Source organism: Streptomyces sp. NPDC049627, from assembly GCF_044465645.1.
GTDB lineage: Bacteria > Actinomycetota > Actinomycetes > Streptomycetales > Streptomycetaceae > Streptomyces.
In genome coordinates this window covers 114,946-136,338 of sequence record NZ_JBITLW010000008.1, presented here as the reverse complement: position 1 = coordinate 136,338, position 21,393 = coordinate 114,946, and the positions used below count along the sequence as shown (strand labels likewise).

The window sequence follows — 21,393 nt, the reverse complement described above, 5'->3', positions numbered from 1 at the left end:
CGCGGGGGGTTCCACCGCCGCCGAGGAGCGCTCCGCTGGAGGAGCCGCGATGGGTGGTCGATCGTATGTGGCGTCATCGTGGCTGGCCGCTAGCCCACTCTCGGCTTCGCGCGAGCGGGGGGACCTCCATCGCGGCGGAGCCGCGTATCGATACAGCCCCGCGCCCCTTCGGGGTGCTGCCGATCCGCTGCGCGACATCAGCCGCGACGCGCTGGCCCCGAACGACGGTTGGGCGGCGGCCGGCGGTGGTACGGCGGGGGGTTCCACCGCCGACGACGCCCGCGTCTTCACCGTACGCAACCGCAGTGAGCTGGTCCGCGCCCTCGACGGCGGCAGTGCCACGCCGAAGATCATCAGGATCGCCGGGACCATCGACGCCAACACCGACGACGACGGCGACCACCTGGACTGCGCCGACTACGCCACCGACGGCTACAGCACGAAGAAGTACCTGGCCGCCTACGACCCCCGCACCTGGGGCTCCGCCAAGCCCAGCGGCCCGCAGGAGGAGGCCCGCCAGGCGTCGGCCGCCAGGCAGGCGGAGCGGATCGAGTTGGCCGTGGGCTCCCACACGACGATCGTCGGACTCGGAGGCTCCGAGAACCCAGCCGTCCTCAAGGGCGCCAGCCTCCAGCTCAGGGGCGCGGACAACGTCATCGTCCGCAACCTCGAACTGCGCGACGCCTACGACTGCTTCCCCGTCTGGCAGCCCAACACCGGCGGCCTCGGTGACTGGAAGACGGCCTACGACAACATCTGGCTGCGCGGCGCCACCCATGTGTGGATCGACCATGTGACGGTGAGCGACCGGGGCCACCCGGACGAGAAGGAACCCACCTACTTCGGCCGCAACTACCTCCGCCACGACGGCCTGCTGGACATCACCAACGCCTCCGACCTGGTCACCGTCTCCTGGAGCCGGTTCGCCGACCACGACAAGGCGATGCTCATCGGCAACGGCGACACGGCGACGGGGGATCGCGGAAAGCTGCGCGTCACCCTGCACCACAACGAGTTCGAGTCCGTCGTCCAGCGCGCCCCGCGCGTCCGCTTCGGGCAGGTGCACGTCTACAACAACCGGTACGTCGTCCCGGCCGGCGCCCACGACTACCGCTACTCCCTCGGCGTGTCGACCGAGTCGGCGATGTACGCCGAGAACAACGCCTTCCACACCCCGGGCCACATCGAGGCCGCCGACCTGGTCAAGAGCTGGAACGGCACCGCCCTCCACCAGTCCGGCACCCTCTTCAACGGCTATCCGGTCGACCTGCTCGCCATCCACAACGCCTACAACTCCGGCAGCGAGCGTGACCTCACGGCAGACGTCGGCTGGAGACCTACCCTGCACACAAAGATCGACAGCGCCGAGGCGGCCGACCGAGCGGTGGCAGGCGGCGCGGGCGCAGGGAGGACCCCATGAGCACTGCCGTCCCCATCGTTCTCGCGGGCGCACGCGGCCACGGCCGCTGGCACCTGGACAACATCCGCCGGCTCCAGGACAAGGGCATCGTGCGGCTGGCGGGCATCTGCGAGCTGACCCCGTTGAGCGAGGGGGAGCTCCCCGAGGGGCTCGTCCTGCCCTCGGGCGCTCCCGAGCAGTCCGCCGACTTCGGCGCCCTGCTCGACTCGACCGGCGCGAGGATCGCGGTGATCTGCACGCCGATCCCCACCCACACCGACCTGGCGCTGACGGCGGCCCGGCGTGGCGTGCACCTCCTGCTGGAGAAGCCGCCCGCCCCGTCGTACGCCGAGTTCCGGCGCATGGCCGACGGGGTCGCCGAGGCCGGTGTCGCCTGCCAGATCGGCTTCCAGTCGCTGGGCTCGCACGCCGTCCCCGCGATCCGGACGCTGATGGCCGAGGGCGCGATCGGCGAGATCGCCGGGATCGGCGGCGCCGGTGCCTGGGCGCGCGCCGAGGCGTACTACGGGCGGGCGCCCTGGGCAGGCAAGCGCAGGCTGAACGGCGTCGACGTGATCGACGGCGTGCTCACCAACCCGCTCGCGCACGCAGTCGCCACCGCACTCGCCCTGGGCGGCACGACCCGCGCCGAGGACGTCACCGACATCCAGACCGAGCTCTACCGCGCCAACGCCATCGAGTCCGACGACACCTCCTGCGTACGCGTCACCACGCACGGTCCCCAGGTCGTCGTCGGAGCGACCCTGTGCGCGGAGGACCCCGACGAGCCGTACGTCGTCGTCCACGGCGACCGCGGCCGGATCACCTTCTGGTACAAGCAGGACCGCGTTCTGCTCCAGCGGGCCAACCACGGCCCCGAGGAGTACGAGTACGGCCGCACCGACCTGCTGGAGAACCTGGTCGAGCACCTTGCCGACGGCACCGGCCTGCTGGCCCCGCCCGAGGCGACCGGCGCCTTCATGAAGGTCGTCGAGGCGATCCGCCTGGCCCCCGACCCGGCCCCGCTGCCCGACGAGGCCTGGCAGCTGCTCCCCGACGAGCAGCGCCGGGTCGTGCCCGGCATCGACGGCCTGGTCGCGGCCGCCGCCGACACCCTCGCCCTCTACTCCGAGCTGGGCGCCCCCTGGGCGCTCCCGGCCAGAACGAAAGAGGTGAGCACCTGATGACCCCCCACGACACCGCGGTGCTGCGGGTCGCGGGCCGCCCGGTCGGCCGGTACGTCACCCGGCCCGAACTGCCGGCCCGGCTCTCCCCACGCCCGTACCTGCACCCCGTCACCACCCTGGCCGGCACGGCGGTCACCGAGCTCAGCCCGGCCGACCACACACACCACCTCGGCGTCGGTGTCGCCGTTCCCGACGTCGAGGGGTCCAACTTCTGGGGCGGACGCACCTACGTCCGCGACCGGGGCCCCACCGAGCTGGACAACCACGGCGCCCAGCGGCACACCGCCTTCCAGCTCCGCGACCCCGACGGGTTCGTCGAGGAACTGCGCTGGGTCGCGGCAGGCATCGAGCTGCTGCGCGAGCGCCGTACGGTCGCGGCCACCGAACTCGCCGATTCCGCCTGGGCATTGGACTTCACCTTCTCGCTGACGAACGTCACCTCCGGCCCGCTGTCGATCGGCAGCCCGGCGACGAACGGCCGCCCCGGCGCCGCGTACGGCGGCTTCTTCTGGCGGGCCCGCAAGGAGGCGTCGGCGCCGGACGTGTTCAGCCCCGACCGCGAGGGCGAACAAGAGGTCCACGGCACCTGCGCGCCCTGGCTGGCTCTCGCGGGCGCCACCTGGACCCTGATCTTCGCCGGGGCCACCGAACAGACCCGCCGGGACCCGTGGTTCGTGCGCGCCGCCGAATACCCGGGTGTGGGCTCGTCCCTGGCGCATGCCGAGCGGCTGCCGATCGAGCCCGGCGAAACCGCCGTACGCCGGATCGTCACCGTCGTCGCCGACGGCCGCCTCGACCGGGACGCGGCCGCCGCCCTGGTCCGCAAGGCGGTGAGCCCATGACCGCGACCTACACCAACCCGGTTCTGAACGCCGACTGGTCCGACCCGGACGTCGTCCGCGTCGGCGACGACTTCTACCTGACCGCCTCCAGCTTCGGCCGCGCCCCGGGCCTTCCCCTGCTGCACTCCCGGGACCTGGTCAACTGGACCCTGGTCGGGCACGCCGTCGAACGCCTCGAACCGGCCGGGGAGTTCGCGGTGCCCCGGCACGACTGCGGCATCTGGGCCCCGTCGATCCGCCACCACGACGACCGCTTCTGGATCTTCTGGGGCGACCCCGACCAGGGCATCTTCCAGGTCAACGCCCCCGAGGTCCGCGGCCCCTGGACCGAACCCCACCTGGTGAAGGCGGGCAAGGGCCTGATCGACCCCTGCCCCCTGTGGGACGACGAGACCGGCGAGGCCTACCTCGTGCACGCCTGGGCCAAGTCCCGCTCCGGGATCAAGAACCGCCTCACCGGCCACCGAATGCGCCCCGACGGCACCGAACTCCTCGACGACGGCAAGCTGATCGTCGACGGAGACCGGATCCCCGGCTGGTTCACCCTCGAAGGACCCAAGCTCTACCGGCACGACGGCTGGTTCTGGATCCTCGCGCCCGCCGGGGGAGTGGAGACCGGCTGGCAGGGCGCCTTCCGCTCACGGGAGTTCTTCGGGCCGTACGAGGAGAAGATCGTCCTCGAACAGAAGGACACCGACGTCAACGGACCGCACCAGGGCGGCTGGGTGCGCACCCCCTCCGGTGAGGACTGGTTCCTGCACTTCCAGCAGCGGGGGGCATACGGCCGGGTCGTCCACCTGCAGCCGATGCGCTGGGACGCCGACTGCTGGCCGGTGCTCGGGGACGACGGCGCCCCCGTCGCCGTCCATCCGCGCCCCGACCTGCCGGCGCAGCCGCCCGCCGCGCCCGCCACCGACGACGACTTCCCCGGAGGCCGCTTCGGACGGCAGTGGAGCTGGACCGCCAACCCCCAGGACGGCTGGGCCACCCAGCACTCCGGCGACGGGCTGAAACTGGCCTGCGTCCGCTCGGCCGACGCGCACGACCTGCGCAGACTGCCGAACGTCCTCACCCAGCGGCTGCCGGGCACGCCCTGCGCGGTCGAGGTGGAGCTACGGCTGGACAGCGAGGAGCCGGGGGCGCGGGCGGGGCTGGCGGTGCTCGGGGACGCCTTCGGCTGGATCGGGCTCCAGCGGGGCGCGGACCGGGCGGTGCATGTCGTGCACCGGTTCGCGGAGGCCATGGCCGACAGGGAACGGGACGCCGAGCACGCGCGGCTCGCACCTGGGGGAAGGGTGCGGCTGCGGATCGAGATCGGGGCGGGGGCGCGCTGCCGGTTCTTCCACGACGCCGGTGACGGGCTGCGTCCGTCCGGGCCGGTCTTCGCCGCCACGCCGTGGCGCTGGGTCGGCGCCCTGCTCGGCCTGTTCGCCCTCGCGCCCGCCGGCGCGGGACACGCCGGCGCGGCGACCTTCTCGCACTTCAGGATCCACACCCTGTAACGCACCTGACCCGTATGCCAGTTGGGAGCCGCAATGACGCAGCACCTTCATAGCAAGCGCTTGCCGAGACCGGGGGGCGGCAAGGTCCTGGCCGCCGTACTCGGCCTGGTCGCCGCGCTGAGCCTCGGGGCGATCGGGGAGGCGAGGGCCGCGAGCCCGACGGCGACGCCGGCTTCCGCCGCCCGCTGGACCGACCGGCCGCACGGCTTCGCCTCCCTCGCCGGCGGCACGACCGGCGGCGCGGGCGGCAAGGTCGTCACGGTCACCGACCAGGCCTCGCTGCTGAAGTACGCGGCGGCGCCGGAGCCGTACATCATCCGGGTGTCGGGGGCGATCGACGTCGAGCCCTTCGGCTCGGACATCGTGGTGGCCTCGGACAAGACCCTCGTCGGCGTCGGCGACACCGGTGAGATCGTGCACGGCGAGCTGCATCTGAACCCCGGCACCAGCAACGTCATCATCCGCAACCTGACGATCCGTGACTCGTACGTCGAAGGCGACTGGGACGGCAAGACGACCGACTTCGACGCCATCCAGATGGACACCGTCGACCACGTCTGGATCGACCACAACCGCTTCACGCACATGGGCGACGGGCTGCTCGACATCCGCAAGGACAGCCAGTACATCACCGTCTCCTACAACCGGTTCACCCACCACAACAAGGCGTTCGGGATCGGCTGGACGACCGACGTCCGGACGCAGATCACCATCGACCACAACTGGTTCACGGGCACCAAGCAGCGCAATCCGTCGGCCGACAACTGCGCCTACGCGCACCTGTACAACAACTACCTGTCGGCGCAGGTGGCCGACGGCGACCCGGTGTGGACGTACGGGAACTGGGCGCGCGGCAAGACGCGGATGGTCATCGAGAACAGCTACTACGACGGGGTGCAGCATCCCTATCAGGCCGATGCCACGGCCGAGCTGGTCGAGCGCGGATCGATCCTGAGGAATGTCAGCGGGCGGCAGGACGAGTGGGGTGCCGCCTTCGATCCGCGGGACTTCTACGCCTACCGGCTGGACCCGGCGGCCGCCGTCCCGGCGCTGGTGACGCGGTTCTCCGGGCCGCAGCAGCGGATCGGCGACTCGGTGACGCTGCACGTCCCCGGCGAGTACCGGAGTGTGCAGGCCGCCGTGGACGCCGTGCCGGACGGGAACACGGGGCGGGTCACGATCGCGGTCGCGCCCGGGACGTACCGCGAGAAGGTGTTCATCCCCGCGAGCAAGCCGAACATCGCGCTGCAGGGGACTGGACACGACCGGTCCGACACCGTCATCGTCTTCGACACGCCCGCCGCGTACGGAGGTTCGACGGGAAGCGCGACGGTCAGGATCGCCGCGAACGACGTCACCGCCCGCAACCTCACCTTCAGCAACGACTTCGACGAGGCCGCGCACGAGCTGAACGGCGAGCAGGCGCTGGCGATGAAGACGACCGGTGACCGGATCGTCTTCGAGAACACCGCCTTCCTGGGCAACCAGGACACCCTCATGACCGACAGCCCCAAGCTGACCACCGTCAGCCGGGTCTACCTCCGCGACTCGTACATCGAGGGCGACGTCGACTTCGTCTACGGACGGGCGACGACGGTGATCGAGCGGTCCGTCATCCGGGCGCTGAGCCGGGGGTCGGACACCAACAACGGCTACATCACCGCCGCCTCGACGTGGAGGGGCAACCCGTACGGCTTCCTGATCACCGACTCCAAGGTGGTCAGCGACGCTCCGGCCGGCTCCTTCCACCTGGGCCGGCCCTGGCATCCCGGTGGCGAGCCCGAGGCCGTTGCCCAGGTGCTGATCCGCGACACCGAGCTGCCCGCCGCGGTCAAGGCCTCGCCGTGGACCGACATGAGCGGGTTCTCGTGGAAGGACGCGCGGTTCGCGGAGTACCGGAACTTCGGGCCGGGGGCCGCGGTCACCGCGGACCGGCCGCAGATGAGCGACGAGGCGGCGCGGTCGCACACCGTCGCCGACTACCTCAAGGGCGCCGATGGCTGGGCGCCGCACGTCCGGCGCTGAGTGTCTCCCGTCGCCCGCAGGACCCGATGACCCCCCCCACAACTTCATATCTCCGTTTGATCCAGAAGAGAGAGCCGACCAATGAAGATCAGCAATCGCAGGAGCAGCACAGGCGGGCGCCGCACGTCGGCCGCCGTCGCCCTGAGCGCCGTGCTCGCCCTGACCGCCACCGCCTGCGGTGACGACGGCAGCGGTGGTGGTGGCGACAAGGGCGCCGAGGGCAGCGGCACGGGGAAGATCGTCTTCTGGGACAACAACGGCGGTGTCCGCACCGATATCTGGAAGGAGGTCATCGCCGACTTCGAGAAGGCGAACCCGGACATCGAGGTCGAGTACGTCGGCATCCCGTCCACCGACTACCAGTCCAAGGTGGACACCGCCATCCAGGGCGGCGGTCTGCCGGACGTCGGCGGTGTCGGCGCGGCGATGCTCGCGGGTTTCGCCGCGCAGGGCGCGCTGGAACCGCTCGACGACCGGCTTGGCAAGTCGTCGCTGAACGGCAGGCTCAACGACGACATGGTCGCTTCGCTGAAGGCCGCGGGCGGGGGTGACGGCAAGCTGTACTCGATCCCGACCTCCGCGAACAACGGTGTGCTGTACTACCGCACCGATCTGTTCAAGAAGGCCGGGCTGGACGAGCCGACGACCTGGGACAGGTTCTACGAGGCCGCGGAGAAGCTCACCGACGCCAAGAAGAACGAGTTCGGTTACACCATCCGTGGTGGTGCCGGGTCCATCGCCCAGGCACTGGACGCGATGTACGGGCAGTCCGGCATCACGTCCTTCTGGAACGGCGACAAGACCACGGTCAACGACCCGAAGAACGTGGCCGCGCTGGAGAAGTACGCCGCGCTCTACAAGAAGGTCACTCCGGCCGCCGACCTCAACAACGACTTCACCAAGATGGTCGCCCAGTGGGATTCCGGCACGATCGGGATGCTGAACCACAACCTGGGGTCGTACCAGGACCATGTGAAGGCGCTGGGCACGGACAAGTTCCGGGGGATTCCGCAGCCTGTCGGTTCCGCCGGTAAGAGGGTTCAGGTGTCCAACCCGGTCGACGGGATCGGGTTGTTCAAGAGCTCCAAGAACAAGGAAGCCGCCTGGAGGTTCATCGAGTTCGCCGGCTCGCACGAGGAGAACTCGAAGTTCAACGAGGCGGCGGGGCAGGTGCCGGCGAACAACGACGCGGCAAAGGATGCGTGGATTTCTCAGGCCGAGCCCACGAAGTTGGCTGCCGCCGCGTTGACCGACGGGTCGACGACGATTGTGCAGTTGCCGTACTACCTGCCGGACTGGAACACGATCTCCAAGGCCGACAACGAGCCGAACTTCCAGAAGGTGCTGAACGGGGACATGAGTGCGAAGGAGTTCCTGGACACCATGGCCGGGCAGCTGAATGAGGCTCAGGCCGAGTGGAAGTCGCGTAACGGCTGAGAGCTCGGTCGCTTCGCTGCGCGGCCGGCTGCTGGCTGTCTGTGGCTGGTCGCGCAGTTCCCCGCGCCCCTAGGGGGTTGCACCCCCCCTCGCTTGAAAGGCACTGTCGTGTCGCTCACCCGTAGACAGGTAACCGTGGCGGCCGTCGCCGCCGTTCCCCTCGCCCTCGCGGGCACCGGTACCGCCCAAGCAGCGCAGCGCCATCGCACCCTCTACATCGCCGGTGATTCCACCGCCGCCCAGAAATACGCCGACGCCGCTCCCGAGACCGGATGGGGCATGGCGCTCCCCTTCTTTCTGCACAAGGACCGGCCCGTTTCCAATCATGCGGTGAACGGGCGCAGTTCGAAGAGCTTCGTCGATGAAGGGCGGCTCGACGTCATTCTCCAGGCCATTCGGCCCGGTGACCTGCTTGTCGTCCAGTTCGCGCACAACGACGAGAAGGCCGCCGATCCCGCTCGGTACACCGAGCCCTGGACGACGTACCAGGACTATCTGCGGCTGTACATCGACGGCGCCCGCTCCCGGGGCGCGCGGCCGGTGCTGGCCACTTCAGTGGAGCGCCGGAAGTTCGACGCGAGCGGCAACGCCGTGCCGACCCACGGTGACTATCCGGCGGCGATGCGCGCGCTCGCTCAGGAGGAGCGCGTCACGTTGCTCGACATCCAGGCGCTGTCGCTGGCGTTGTGGCAGCGCCTCGGGGTCGAGGAGACGAAGAAGTACTTCAACTGGACCGCCACCGAGCAGGACAACACGCACTTCAACCCGCCCGGCGCGATCGCCGTGGCGCGTCTTGTGGCGGGGGAGCTGCTGCGGACGCGGGTGCTCGGCCCGCAGGACGTGCGCCGGCTCGACGAGGAGATCCCGGAGCCCTGGATCACCTGGCCGCAGGCCGCCGCGTAGGACCAACCACCGGACTGCAGAAAAGAGAGCCGCACCATGAACGCACAGATATGGCATGGGCATGCCACAAGAACCGCCGCCGTTCTGATCGGCTGCACCGCGCTCGTCCTCGGCCTCACCGGCACCGCGGCGCAGGCCCGATCCCGTGACCTCGGGCGTGAGGTCCTCGGCGCGGGCGACGGCTGGGGCGCGGAGGGAACGGGGACCACGGGCGGGTCGGCCGCCGACGCCGCGCACGTCTACACCGTGACCACGTGGGCGGAGTTCAAGGCCGCCCTCAAGGACGGCGGCAGCGCACCCAGGATCATCAAGGTCAAGGGCATGATCGACGCCGTCTCGCGGGGGTGTGACGCCTTCGCCGTCGAGGGCTACGACTTCCAGAAGTACCTCGCCGACTACGATCCGGCCGTCTGGGGCCACGACACCCCGGTGAGCGGTGAACAGGAGGACCTGCGGGCCGCCTCCGCCGCCAACCAGGACAAGGAGATCAAGGCCACCGTCCCCGCCGACACCACCATCGTCGGTGTCGGCAAGGGGTCCGGCATCCGCGGCGGCAGCCTCCAGATCAAGGCCGTGGACAACGTCATCGTCCGCAATCTGACCATCGAGGCACCCGTCGACTGCTTCCCGCAGTGGGACCCCACCGACGACAACAAGACCGGCGCCTGGAACTCCGAGTACGACGGTGTCGTCGTGTACGGCTCCACCCATGTGTGGGTCGACCACAACACGCTCACCGACGGGCGCTACCCCGACAGCTCCCTGCCGTCGTACTTCGGCAAGGTCTTCCAGCAGCACGACGGGCTCCTCGACATCGTGCGCGGCGCCAACCACGTCACCGTGTCCTGGAACGACTTCGAGGACCACGACAAGACCATGCTGATCGGCAACAGCGACAGCGCCGGCTCCACCGACAGCGGCAAGCTCAAGGTCACCCTCCACCACAACCTCTTCCGGGGCATCGTGGAGCGGGCGCCGCGCGTGCGGTTCGGACAGGTGGACTCGTACAACAACCACTTCGTCGTGACCGGCGACCAGCCGTACGCCTACACCTTCGGCGTCGGCAAGGAGTCGCAGCTGTACGCCACCGACAACGCCTTCACGCTGCCGTCCGGTGTCAGCGCCGCCAAGACGCTGAAGAAGTGGAACGAGTCGCCGCTGACCGCCGCCGACAACTACGTCAACGGCAAGCCGACCGACCTCATCGCCGTCCACAACGCGGAGATCCCCGGCGAGACCCTCCAGTCGGGCGCCGGATGGGTGCCGACCCTGCGCACCGAGGTCGACCCGCCCCAGGCGATCCCCGGCATCGTCGACCACTGCGCGGGCGCCGGCCGGCTGAGCTGACGCGCCGGTCCCGGGCCGGGGCGCGCCACCGCCCCGGCCCCCGCACCCTCTCCCAGCACGAGCCGCTGCAAGGAGCACCCCGCATGCCCTCGCACCACCGTCAACTCCCGCTGTCCAGAAGAGGATTCCTGCTGGCGGGCGCCGGTGCCGGCGCCGCGCTCACCCTCACCCCGGCCCCCGCGCGGGCCGCCGCCCGGCCGCGTCCCTTCGGCCGCTACGGCTCCCCGGCCGCGCGCCTGACCCCGCAGACCCTGTACGTCGACACGTCCGGCCAGGGCGACTTCACCACCGTCCGGGCCGCCGTGGCCGCCGCGACCGGCAGTGGCCGGACGCTGGTCATCGCCCCGGGGACGTACCGGGAGACGGTCGCCGTCGACGTGACCCGTACGCAGATGACGTGGCTCGGGGCCAGTGGAGACCCGCGCGACGTCGTCATCGTCCACGACAACGCCGCCGGCACCCCCAAGCCCGGCGGCGGCACCTACGGCACCACCGGCTCCGCCACCACCCTCGTCCAGGCCGACGGCTTCACCGCCCGCGCCATCACCTTCGCCAACGACTGGCTGCGCGCCGACCACCCCGGCGTCAGCGGCACCCAGGCCGTCGCCCTCAAGGTGCAGGGCGACCGCTCGGCCTTCCACCACTGCCGGTTCCTCGGCCACCAGGACACCCTGTACGCCGACTCCATGGCCCTCGGCGTCTTCGCCCGCCAGTACTTCTCGCACTGCTACGCCGAGGGCGACGTCGACTTCGTCTTCGGCCGGGCCACGGCCGTGTACGAGCACTGCCACTTCCGGACCCTGACCCGCACCGACCTGCCGTCGGCCCCCTACGGCTTCGTCTTCGCGCCCTCGACGGCAGGCGCCAACCCGCGCGGCTACCTGGTGACCCGGAGCCGTATCAGCAGCGAGGCCCCGGACGCCTATTACAAGCTGGCCCGCCCCTGGGTGCCCAGCTCCGACACCACCGCCCGCCCCTCCCTCGTCGTCCGGGACACCCACCTCGGCCCCGGCATCGACGCGGTCGCGCCCTACACCAACATGTCGGACGCCTTCCCCTGGCAGAACCAGCGCTTCGCCGAGTACCGCAACACCGGCCCCGGCGCGGTCGTCCCCGTCCCCGAGAACCGGCCCCGACTCAGCGACGAGCAGGCCGACTCGGCGACCCGTGCGGCGTACCTGGGCGACTGGCAGCCCTGGAAGGAGGCGTGCTGACATGCGCAGGCGCGCTTTTCTCGCGGCCGGGACGGGCCTGGTCGCCGCCGAGGCCACCCCCGCCTTCGCCACCGGGTGCCGCCGGGTCCTGCACGTCCGCCCCGGCGACTCCGTCCAGGCGGCCGTGGACGCGGTGGACGGGCCCGGCTGGACGATCGTCGTGCACCCGGGGACGTATCGCGAGGTGGTGAAAGTCCCCGCCGAGAAGCCGGAGCTGACGCTGCGCGGCGCCACCCGCGACCCGTGCGACGCCGTGATCGTGTACGACATCGCCAACGGCACTCCCAAGCCCGACGGCTCGGGCACCTACGGCACCGCGGGCTCCGCCACCTTCACCTCGGCCGCCCCCGGACTGACGGTCCGCGATCTGACCCTCGCCAACGACTGGCTGCGCGCGGACCACCCCGACATCACCGGCACCCAGGCCGTGGCGGCGTACGTCACCGGTGACCGGTCGTCCTTCGAGAACGTCCGCTTCCACGCCCACCAGGACACCCTCTTGAACCGCTGGGGCGACTCCGCCTTCGCGGGCGACGGCAACGGCTACAAGCTGGGCGGCGACGGGGAGACCGTGGCCCACGTCGTGAACAACTCCGCCGCCTGGGACAACGCCGGCAACGGCTTCACCGAGAACAGCAACAAGGGCGCCATCGCCATCAACCGCACGACGGCGTACGCCAACGCCAAGTGGGGCTACTACTTCGCCACGGGCACGGCCCGGCTCGGCAAGAACCTCGCGGTGGGCAATGGCAGCGGACCGGTCAGCAAGGGCAGCTCCGTCGTCTCGTCCGGCAACAACTGGGACTCCGGCATCTCGACCCCGGCCTTCCGGTCCACGGACGCCTCGACCACGTACAACGCCCGCCGGTCCGACGGCTCCCTGCCCGCGACGACCTTCCTGACCACGGGCAGCACGACCATCGGGGCGACGATGGACTGAACGTTGACCAAACGGCGGTGACGCGCGTAGAAACCTGTCATGCATAAGCCACTGCGTATCGCGGCCGTCGCCGCCTCCTGTGTCGTCGCCGGTGCCGCCCTGTACGGCGCCGGCGCGGCCACGGCCGGACAGTCGACCGCGAACAGCACCCATGAGCCGTACAACATAGGGGTGCTGGTCAAGGACATAGACACCTACTACGGCACCGCGCTCGACGCGAACGGCGTGTACCAGGCGTCTCCGGACAGCCCGTACGCCAAGGACCTGGCGAAGATCGACAAGGACGCCCGGAAGTACATCGACAAGGCGGCCCGCAAGGCGCTGCACAAGGGCGAGAAGCCGGCCGTCGTGTTCGACATCGACGACACGCTGCTGCTCAGCCTCGACTACGAGAAGAAGACCAACTACACGTACAACGGCACCACCTGGGCCGAGTACGTGAACAAGGCCGACCGCCCGGCGGTCTTCGGCAGCCCGGAGCTCGTCCGGTACGCCGAGTCCAAGGGCGTCGAGGTCTTCTACAACTCCGGTCTGAGCGAGGCCCAGCGCTCCGCCGCCGTCGAGAACCTGAAGAAGGTCGGCGCCGATGTGAACCTCGACGCCGACCACATGTTCCTCAAGGACAAGGCGAACCCGCCGGCCTATCTGGGCGAGTGCGCCACGCCGGGCACCTGGACCTGCACCACCGTGCAGTACAAGTCCGGCACCCGGCAGCACATCGAGGACGACCTCGGGTACGAGATCATCGCCAACTTCGGCGACCAGTACAGCGACCTCGAGGGCGGCTTCGCCGACCGGACGTACAAGCTGCCGAACCCGACGTACTTCGTGAGCTGAGCGGGCGTCACCGCCGTACGGGCCTGATGCCCTCCAGGGTGGGCACCACCGGCTCGATCGTGCCGTCGGCCGCGAACTTCATGCGGTCGACGGTCGTCTCACGGTGCATGCCGTCGCCGCCCGGCTTCCCGGGGCCGTTGAGCGCGAACCGGTGGTAGACGATGTACCAGTCGTCCGTGCCGGGCACGTTCACCACGGAGTGGTGGCCGGTGGCGAGGATGCCGTACTCGGGACGCTTGGACAGGATCGTCCCCTTCTTGGTCCACGGGCCGAGCGGGGACGGTCCCGTCGCGTACGCCACGTGGTAGTTCTCGCTGCGGGTGTCGTCCTCGGACCACATGAAGTAGTACGTCCCCTTCCGCTTGATCACGAAGGACCCCTCGCGGAAGTTGTCCGGGGTCATGTCCCGCACCTTCGACGCGTCGAACGACACCATGTCGTCGTTGAGCGGGACGACGTACCCGTGCCCGTTGCCCCAGTACAGGTACGCCTGCCCGTCGTCGTCCGTGAAGACCGCCGGGTCGATCATCTGGCCCGGGAGCGCACCGCCCTTCGCCACCAGCGGCTTGCCCAGCGCGTCCTTGAACGGGCCCGCCGGGGAGTCGGCCACCGCCACGCCGATCTGCTGCTCGGCGCAGAAGTAGAAGTAGTACTTGCCGTCGCGCTCGGCGATCGCCGGGGCCCAGGCGTACTTGTCGGCCCAGCTCACGTCCGGCCCCAGGTCCAGGATCACCCCGTGGTCCTTCCAGTGGACCAGGTCCTTCGACGAGTACGCCTTGAACCGCGTCCCGCTCCAGCCCTGGAAGCCGTCCGTCGTCGGGTAGATCCAGTACTCGCCGTTCAGGTAGTGCACATCCGGGTCGGCGTTGAGGCCCGGCAGGACGGGACTGCCGGTCCGTACCGCCTCGACCGTCCAGGTACGCCGGGTGCCGTCCGCCGCCGTCACCGTGTACGTCTGCGGCTTGCGGAAGTCGCGCCGGGTGCCGGAACGCGGGGTGACGGTGGCCCCCTCACCGGCCCAGAGCCTGGGCGCGAGGTGCGACAGGTCCGCGTCCGGCCGCATGGGGAGCACGACCTTCGACGCGCTCTCCGTGACGATCGCGTACCCCTTCTGGTCCTTCGCCGTCGCGTCCACCACCGAGGCGGGGCTCGCGGGGTACGCGGCGAGCAGCCGGTCGTACTCGGCCTGCGTCACCGGGATCACCGTGCCGTGCCGGGGGCTGGCCGGCAGCTGGTAGTTCCGCGACGGGGTCCACTTGCCCGAGTCGAGGTCGGTGGTCTCGAAGGGGATGTAGCCGCGGCCGCCGTACTCGTCGATGAACAGGTACCACTTGTCCTCGGTGTTCGACTTGAACACCGTCGGGCCCTCGCCCCGGTCCATCGCGCCGCTGCCGATGCAGTCGGCCACGAAGTCGTACTTCGTCGAGGTCAGCGAGGTCGACTTCTCCCCGGTGATGAACTTCGCGCACGGGCTGGACGAGGCCGGGTCCCGCTCGTCCTTGGTGTAGCGGTAGTACGTGCCCTTGTGTGCGACGACCGTCGAGTCGATGACCGAGTAGCCGGGGTCGTTCCAGATCTTCGGCTCGCTGAAGGTGCGGAAGTCCTTCGTGGTCGCGTACAGCATCTTGTTGTACGTCGATCCCGTGTGGTCGGGGTCGTCGTCGGCGTACAGCTTCGACGCCCAGAAGACGACGTACTCACCGAGACCGGCGTCCCAGTAGGCCTCCGGCGCCCAGGTGTTGCCCGCGTTGTCGGGGGAGACCCTCACCAGGCGCTGGTCGGTCCAGTGGACCAGGTCGGTGGACTCCCAGACCATGATCGACTTGCTGCCGTGCCGCTGGACGTGGTCCCAGCTGCCGCTGCTGTTCCGGTACATCCGCAGGTCCGTGGCGATCATGTAGAACTTGTCGCCCTCGGGGGAGCGGATCACGAACGGGTCGCGCAGGCCCTTCTCGCCGATCGTGGAGGTGAGGACCGGCTTGCCGGCGTTCAGCTCGCGCCAGTGCAGCGGGTCGTTGCCGCGGCTGAGGGCGTAGCGGATCTGCTCGCCGTCGGCGGTGCCCTCGCCGGTGAAGTAGGCGAAGAGATAGCCGGCGTACTGGGGCTTGCTCACGGGTGGTGCTCCTGAGTGGGCGGAACCGGGTGGGGCGGTGAGGAGGGCGAGAAGCAGCGAGAGACAGGCGACGAGAAGTATTCGTGGGCGCATTCCGGTCCTGTGTGAGTGTGGGGGTTCATGTTGAGTGGTGTGCGCCTTCGGAGTCTCACCAGCGGGAAACTGCACGTCAATCGGTGAGTGCGGGATGAGCGGCGGCGAAAGTTTCGCTTGTTTTCGGTGGCGAGCGGCAACCTTCGCGGCCCTGGCGGCGACCGGATGTCAGAAGCGGGCCGGGGCGGCCCCTCCGGCCCGCTTCGTCGTCCCCATCGCCCAGGAAAGGAACGCCCCGTGCGTCCGAGCACCGGCCGTCACCGCAGGACCCGTACCCTCTCCATCGCCGCGGCGGTCTCCGTCGCCTCGGGAGCGGGCGGTGTCTGCCTCGGCCTGTCCGACGGCGGCGCCGAGGCCGCCTCGACGACCGTCACCGTGTCCAGCACCGCCCAGCTGGAGTCGGCCGTCAAGAACGCCGTCGCCGGTACGACGATCCAGGTGCGCGGCGGCACCTACCAGCCGACCGCCACGCTCAAGTCGACGGCGAACGGCACGAGTTCGGCGCGGATCACACTGCAGGCATACGGCAGCGAGAAGGTGCGGATCGACGGGGCCAAGCTGCCCGACGGCTCCTGGCTGGCCGGCATCTACGGCGACTACTGGACCGTGCGGAACCTCACCTTCGTCAACTCCCCGGCGCAGGGCTTCGTCGCCACGTCGTCGGTGGGCGGCGTCTTCAAGAACCTCGTCACCGCGAACAACGGCGACTCCGGCTTCACGCTGCGCGGCGACGGCACGTCCGGCAACCTCGTGCAGAACCTGGACAGTTACGGCAACTACGACCCGGCCGGGCACGGTCAGAACGCCGACGGGATCGCCGTCAAGTTCGGCTCGGGCAGCGGCAATGTCGTGGACGGCGCCCGCCTGTACAACAATTCGGATGACGGGATCGACCTCTGGCAGTTCTCCACGCCCGTCACCATCAAGAACTCATGGGCCTTCGGCAACGGCAGGAACCGCTGGAGCGACACGGCCTTCGAAGGCAACGGCAACGGCTTCAAGCTGGGCGGCGGCGGGGCGTCGGTCGCTCACAAGGTGCAGAACAACGCCGCCTGGGACAACACCCTGCACGGCTTCACCGAGAACTCCAACACCGGCGCGATCGTCATGTACCGCAACACCGCGTACGCCAACGCCGAGTCGGGCTTCTCCTTCGCCACCGGCAAGGCGCGGCTGGCGCGCAACCTCGCCGTGAGCAACAGGAAGGGCCTGGCCAAGCTGGGTTCGGCGACCGTCTCCGCGGCGAACAACTGGGACAGCGGGGTGTCCGCCCCCTCGTTCAGGTCCACGGACGCGACGACGGCGTACGGCGCCCGCGAGGCGGACGGCTCACTGCCCGCGACGACGTTCCTGACGACGGGCTCCACCACCATCGGCGCGACGCTGAGCTAGCCCTCAGGTCCAAGACGGACGCCCCGCCTGTCGTCACAGGCGGGGCGTCCTCGTTGCCGGCCCGAGGGGGGCTCCAGCCGGCGCTGCTGACCGAGGGGGGCTCAGGTCAGCAGGTCCATGCAGGTTGAACGTTCACTCACTGGTACGTGATGTCAGATGACGAGAACCTGCAGGAGGTTCCGTCCGGCCCGCTGCCGAGTTCCTTCGGCTCCTTGCCGCTGCTGTTGCCCTGGAAGCGGGTGCAGGTCTTGATCTTCTTGCCGCTGTCGCCGTGAATGCGGACCTTGCGCAGGGCTGCCGTGTCGCCGTAGTTGGAGTTGATGCCGACGATCGACTTGCCGGGCGCGGTGACGTCCACGTCGTTGATGATGATCGTGCGCTTGTACTGCGTGGAGCAGTTGCCGCAGGAGCGCACCAGCTTGCCGAAGTTCTCCACCCGGAACTTGGAGACGACCAGCTTCCCGGCGCCGTTGAACTGCAGCACCTTGTCGTCGGCGTTCTTCGCGCCGCCGCCGTACACCGTGTACACGGCCGACGACGACTTGCCCTTGAACGTCGCGGCGTCCTCGCCGACGTCCAGCCACCACACGTTCTGCAGTGTGCAGGAGCCGAGGCAGTGGACGCCGTCCGCGGCGGGGGTGCCGATGATCACGTTCTTCAGGACCGCGCCGTCGGCCAGCTGGAAGACCGGGTCCTGGCCCTCCTCCTGACCGCTGCCGCCGAGGGCGCCGGAGCCGTAGAACTTCGTCAGCTTGCCGTCGTACGTGCCCGACACCTTGATCGTCGACGACACTGCCTTGCTGCCGTTCGCCGTCGGCCACGAGGCGGCCGCGCCGGCCGAGGACAGTAACGACGTGGTGGTGACGATCGCCGCGCCGGTGATGCCGAGCGCCGAGGCTCCGGCGATCACCGCTCGCCGCCTGGTGACCTTGCGGCGATGGCGGACGCGCTGTTCGGGCTGAGCTGTCATGAACCGATTCCTTGCGTGGAGGGGGGTCCTTGCGTCTCCTGGTCGCCACGCGTGAGGAAAGGGTTGCCGGTACGGGAGGATTTTTTTTACGAGTCCCCGTCGGACGTCGAGTCGTCACCGTCGCGCGACGCGAAGCCGCCCGCCACGGACAGCTGCTCGCCGCCCGCGGTGGCCGTCATCGCATAGCTGTCGTCCTTGGCGTCCCGGCCGCCGCGGTCATGGTTGTACTGCCCCGCGAACACCCACTCGCCCTTCGGGACCGTACGGCCCGCCTTGAGCACCCAGGTGTAGACGAGGAAGCCGTCGCGCTCGCCGACCGTCAGCGTGAAGTCGTCCTCGGGCAGTGCGCGCCAGGCGCCGGTGGAGGCGACCCGGCCGGTCTGGGCGACCTTCAACTGCACGGTGAGCGCGGTGAGTTGCTCGCTCGTCCTGAGCGTCACATTGCTCTGCGCCCAGAACTCGTTGCTGTGCGGGTCCACCGAGCCGTCCGACCACAGAGGGCCGTCCTCGTCCTTGGCGGCAGGCGGCCGTGCCGGGCTGGTCGGCTGCGGCGCCTCGGGCGTCTCGCGGGACTCCGGGGTGTCCTTGGGCGTCGGGGCGGGCGGAACCGGGGCGCGGCTCGTCGCGTCCGGCGAGGGGGTGGGCGTCGGAGAAGTGGCCACCGTCTGCTGCGGGGTGTCCTCCTTCACGGCGGACGCCACCGCGTACCCGCCGACCGCGAGGACACCGGCGACCGCGGCCGTCGCGGTCACGACGCGGAACCAGCCGTACACCGGCGGACGGGTCGCCCGGTGGTCGGGACGGGTCTGCTCGGTCATGCCGCGCTCGATCCGGGCCAGGATCCGCTCGCGGTTGGGCTCGTGCGCCTCGGCCGCCTCGTGCAGCCGGGCGCGCAGTTCGTCGTGCACGTCCCGCTGCATCATCGGTTCCTTCCTCCGGCGTTCCCGGTGCGGGCCATCGCCGCCGTGTGCACCTTGAGCGGAGCTCCTTGCGCCCCGAGCAGCCGCTGCAGCTCCGCCATCCCCTTCGAGGTCTGGCTCTTCACCGTACCGACCGAGACACCGAGGGCGAGCGCGGTGTCCTTCTCGGAGAGGTCGAAGGCGTGCCGCAGCACCACACAGGCGCGTTTGCGGAACGGAAGTCTACGCAACGCCTCCTGGACGTCGACGACGCCCGCTACGTCCGGGTTCTCGGCCTTCTCCTCGCGCTGCGACCAGAACAGGGCGATCCGCCGCCGCTCCCGTACCGCGCTGCGGATCCTGGTACGGGCCAGGTTGGCCACGACCCCGCGCGCGTAGGCCACCGGATGGTCGGCCGCCCGTACCCGGTCCCAGCGGTGCCACAGTGCCAGCAACGCGTCCGCCGCCAGATCGTCGGCGGCGTCCGCCTCGCCCGTCAGCAGATGGGCCAGGCGCGACAGCTCGGCATAGTGGCGCTCGAAGAAGGCATGGAACTCCACGGAGGCGGCGTCGTCGACGACTGTGCCCACGGGCGACCTCTCCTGCCTGCGAGTGGCATGTGAATGACGTGTGTTCGTCCGGAGATCATCCGGTCGAGAGCCGGAAGCGTAGCAGTGATCGATTGCGTGTTTCGTACGGGGCTTCGAACGCGGTCTGGCAGGCCGTACGTTGAGCAGCGCTGATTCCGTAACACGGAGAAAACCTGAAACGGGTTCAACGCGGGAACAATCCAGCCAGCATCCGCACACCGATCAATCAGGCACCGAGGAGCAACCGCCATGTCCGAGTCCCAGAAGGTGGCCGTCCGGTCGGACGCCACGCCACCGGGCGTGAACAGTGTCGACCGGTTCTTCAAGATCTCCGAACGGGGGTCCACCTTCGCCCGTGAGATACGCGGCGGCTTCGCCACGTTCTTCACGATGGCCTACATCCTTGTCCTGAATCCCATCATCCTCGGCAGCGCGAAGGACAAGTTCGGCCATCAGTTGGATGCGGTCCAACTCACCACCGCCACCGCCCTGGTGGCCGCGGTCATGACGATCATCATGGGTGTCGGCGGCAACCTGCCGCTCGCGCTCGCCGCGGGCCTCGGCCTGAACGCCGTGGTCGCCTTCCAGATCGCCCCGCTGATGTCCTGGGACGACGCGATGGGCCTGGTCGTCCTCGAAGGCCTGCTGATCTGCGTGCTCGTGGTCACCGGTCTGCGCGAGGCCGTCATGCACGCCATCCCGCAACCGCTCAAGCAGGCGATCAGCGTCGGCATCGGCCTGTTCATCGCCTTCATCGGCTTCGTCGACGCCGGGTTCGTCAGCCGTATGCCGGACGCCGCGAACACCACCGTGCCGGTTCAGCTGGGCGGCGTCGGCCGGCTCGCCGGGTGGCCGATTCTCGTCTTCTGCCTCGGAGTTCTGCTGACGATCGCCCTGCTCGCGCGCAAGGTCAAGGGCGCCATCCTGATCAGCATCGTCACCATGACGGTCGTCGCGATGATCATCAACTCGGTCGCCGACATCAAGGCGTGGGGTCTGACCACGCCGGCCTGGCCCGACAAGGTGGTCGACACCCCCGACTTCGGACTCCTCGGCGACTTCAGCCTGTTCGGCGCGTTCGGCGAGACCACGGCCATCACCGTCGTCCTGCTGATCTTCACGCTGATCCTGTCCGACTTCTTCGACACGATGGGCACGGTCGTCGGCATCAGCGCCGAGGCCGGTCTCCTCGACGATCAGGGCAAGGTGCCGAACCTCGGCCGGGTGCTGCTGATCGACGGTGCGGCGGCGGTCGCGGGAGGCGCGTCGTCGTCCTCCTCCGCGACGTCCTACATCGAGTCGGCGGCAGGCGTCGGTGAGGGGTCGCGTACGGGCTTCTCGAACCTGATCACCGGTGGTCTGTTCGGCCTGGCGCTGTTCCTGACGCCGCTGCTGACCATCGTCCCGCTGCAGGCCGCCGCCCCGGCCCTCGTCGCCGTCGGCTTCCTGATGATGACCCAGGTCAAGCACATCGACTGGGACAAGTACGAGATCGCCATCCCCGCGTTCCTGACCATCGCCGTGATGCCGTTCACGTACTCCATCACCAACGGCATCGGGGCCGGGTTCCTCGCCTACGTCGTGATCAAGACGGTGCTGGGCAAGGCGAAGGACATCCACTGGCTGTTGTGGGGGACCTCGGCGCTGTTCCTGGTGTACTTCGCGATCGACCCGATCGAGCAGGTTCTGGGCGTCAAGTAGCC

17 protein-coding genes are annotated in these 21,393 nt (G+C 69.5%); 13 read left to right on the top strand and 4 right to left on the bottom strand.

Annotation, left to right across the window (positions count from 1 at the left end; genetic code table 11):
- Positions 1-49 precede the first annotated feature (49 nt).
- From ACIBU0_RS22710 to ACIBU0_RS22660, 11 genes are all read left to right on the top strand, one after another.
- Positions 50-1,420, top strand: a complete 1,371-nt coding sequence (locus ACIBU0_RS22710; protein WP_398821732.1) for a polysaccharide lyase family 1 protein — start codon at positions 50-52, stop codon at positions 1,418-1,420.
- Entirely contained in the window at positions 1,417-2,583 is a 1,167-nt protein-coding gene (locus tag ACIBU0_RS22705; RefSeq protein WP_398821104.1) for a Gfo/Idh/MocA family protein, read from the top strand. The genes ACIBU0_RS22710 and ACIBU0_RS22705 overlap by 4 nt, the downstream gene beginning before the upstream one ends.
- Positions 2,583-3,428, top strand: coding sequence for a PmoA family protein (locus tag ACIBU0_RS22700; RefSeq protein ID WP_398821102.1), 846 nt, complete (start codon positions 2,583-2,585; stop codon positions 3,426-3,428). Before ACIBU0_RS22705 ends, ACIBU0_RS22700 begins: the two co-directional genes overlap by 1 nt.
- Complete coding sequence (locus ACIBU0_RS22695; protein WP_398821100.1) at positions 3,425-4,930, top strand: family 43 glycosylhydrolase; 1,506 nt, start codon at positions 3,425-3,427, stop codon at positions 4,928-4,930. Before ACIBU0_RS22700 ends, ACIBU0_RS22695 begins: the two co-directional genes overlap by 4 nt.
- Positions 4,931-4,963: 33 nt before the next feature.
- On the top strand, positions 4,964-6,955 hold the full coding sequence (locus ACIBU0_RS22690) for a pectinesterase family protein (RefSeq protein WP_398821098.1): 1,992 nt from the start codon (positions 4,964-4,966) through the stop codon (positions 6,953-6,955).
- Positions 6,956-7,036: 81 nt separating this feature from the next.
- Positions 7,037-8,392: an ABC transporter substrate-binding protein gene (locus ACIBU0_RS22685; protein WP_398821096.1), complete on the top strand. Its 1,356-nt coding sequence runs from the start codon at positions 7,037-7,039 to the stop codon at positions 8,390-8,392.
- Between the two features lie 108 nt (positions 8,393-8,500).
- Positions 8,501-9,295 (top strand): rhamnogalacturonan acetylesterase, encoded by a 795-nt coding sequence (locus ACIBU0_RS22680; RefSeq protein WP_398821730.1) that lies wholly within the window; start codon positions 8,501-8,503, stop codon positions 9,293-9,295.
- Positions 9,296-9,331: 36 nt separating this feature from the next.
- On the top strand, positions 9,332-10,642 hold the full coding sequence (locus tag ACIBU0_RS22675; RefSeq protein WP_398821094.1) for a polysaccharide lyase family 1 protein: 1,311 nt from the start codon (positions 9,332-9,334) through the stop codon (positions 10,640-10,642).
- Positions 10,643-10,725: 83 nt separating this feature from the next.
- Positions 10,726-11,856: a pectinesterase family protein gene (locus ACIBU0_RS22670; protein ID WP_398821092.1), complete on the top strand. Its 1,131-nt coding sequence runs from the start codon at positions 10,726-10,728 to the stop codon at positions 11,854-11,856.
- Position 11,857: 1 nt separating this feature from the next.
- Positions 11,858-12,796 (top strand): pectinesterase family protein, encoded by a 939-nt coding sequence (locus ACIBU0_RS22665; RefSeq protein WP_398821090.1) that lies wholly within the window; start codon positions 11,858-11,860, stop codon positions 12,794-12,796.
- A gap of 39 nt (positions 12,797-12,835) precedes the next feature.
- Positions 12,836-13,633 carry an HAD family acid phosphatase gene (locus tag ACIBU0_RS22660; protein WP_398821088.1) on the top strand — a complete coding sequence of 266 codons (798 nt, stop codon included), beginning with the start codon at positions 12,836-12,838 and terminating at the stop codon, positions 13,631-13,633.
- Positions 13,634-13,640: 7 nt separating this feature from the next.
- On the opposite strand, the gene ACIBU0_RS22655 is transcribed toward ACIBU0_RS22660, so the two are convergent.
- The gene (locus ACIBU0_RS22655; RefSeq protein ID WP_398821086.1) at positions 13,641-15,839 is read right to left on the bottom strand and encodes a family 43 glycosylhydrolase; all 2,199 of its coding nucleotides are present in this window, start codon (positions 15,837-15,839) and stop codon (positions 13,641-13,643) included.
- 237 nt (positions 15,840-16,076) lie between these two features.
- On the opposite strand from ACIBU0_RS22655, the gene ACIBU0_RS22650 reads away from it, so the two are divergent.
- Positions 16,077-17,231 (top strand): right-handed parallel beta-helix repeat-containing protein, encoded by a 1,155-nt coding sequence (locus tag ACIBU0_RS22650; protein ID WP_398821084.1) that lies wholly within the window; start codon positions 16,077-16,079, stop codon positions 17,229-17,231.
- Positions 17,232-17,367: 136 nt separating this feature from the next.
- On the opposite strand, the gene ACIBU0_RS22645 is transcribed toward ACIBU0_RS22650, so the two are convergent.
- From ACIBU0_RS22645 to ACIBU0_RS22635, 3 genes are all read right to left on the bottom strand, one after another.
- On the bottom strand, positions 17,368-18,201 hold the full coding sequence (locus tag ACIBU0_RS22645; protein WP_398821082.1) for a pectate lyase: 834 nt from the start codon (positions 18,199-18,201) through the stop codon (positions 17,368-17,370).
- 86 nt (positions 18,202-18,287) lie between these two features.
- Positions 18,288-19,124: a hypothetical protein gene (locus tag ACIBU0_RS22640; protein ID WP_398821080.1), complete on the bottom strand. Its 837-nt coding sequence runs from the start codon at positions 19,122-19,124 to the stop codon at positions 18,288-18,290.
- A complete protein-coding gene (locus ACIBU0_RS22635; protein ID WP_398821078.1) occupies positions 19,121-19,690 on the bottom strand; it encodes a SigE family RNA polymerase sigma factor in 570 nt (189 codons plus the stop codon). Before ACIBU0_RS22635 ends, ACIBU0_RS22640 begins: the two co-directional genes overlap by 4 nt.
- 249 nt (positions 19,691-19,939) lie before the next feature.
- Here ACIBU0_RS22635 and ACIBU0_RS22630 point away from each other — a divergent pair, with 249 nt between their 5' ends.
- Positions 19,940-21,391 carry an NCS2 family permease gene (locus ACIBU0_RS22630; protein WP_398821076.1) on the top strand — a complete coding sequence of 484 codons (1,452 nt, stop codon included), beginning with the start codon at positions 19,940-19,942 and terminating at the stop codon, positions 21,389-21,391.
- Positions 21,392-21,393 lie beyond the last annotated feature (2 nt).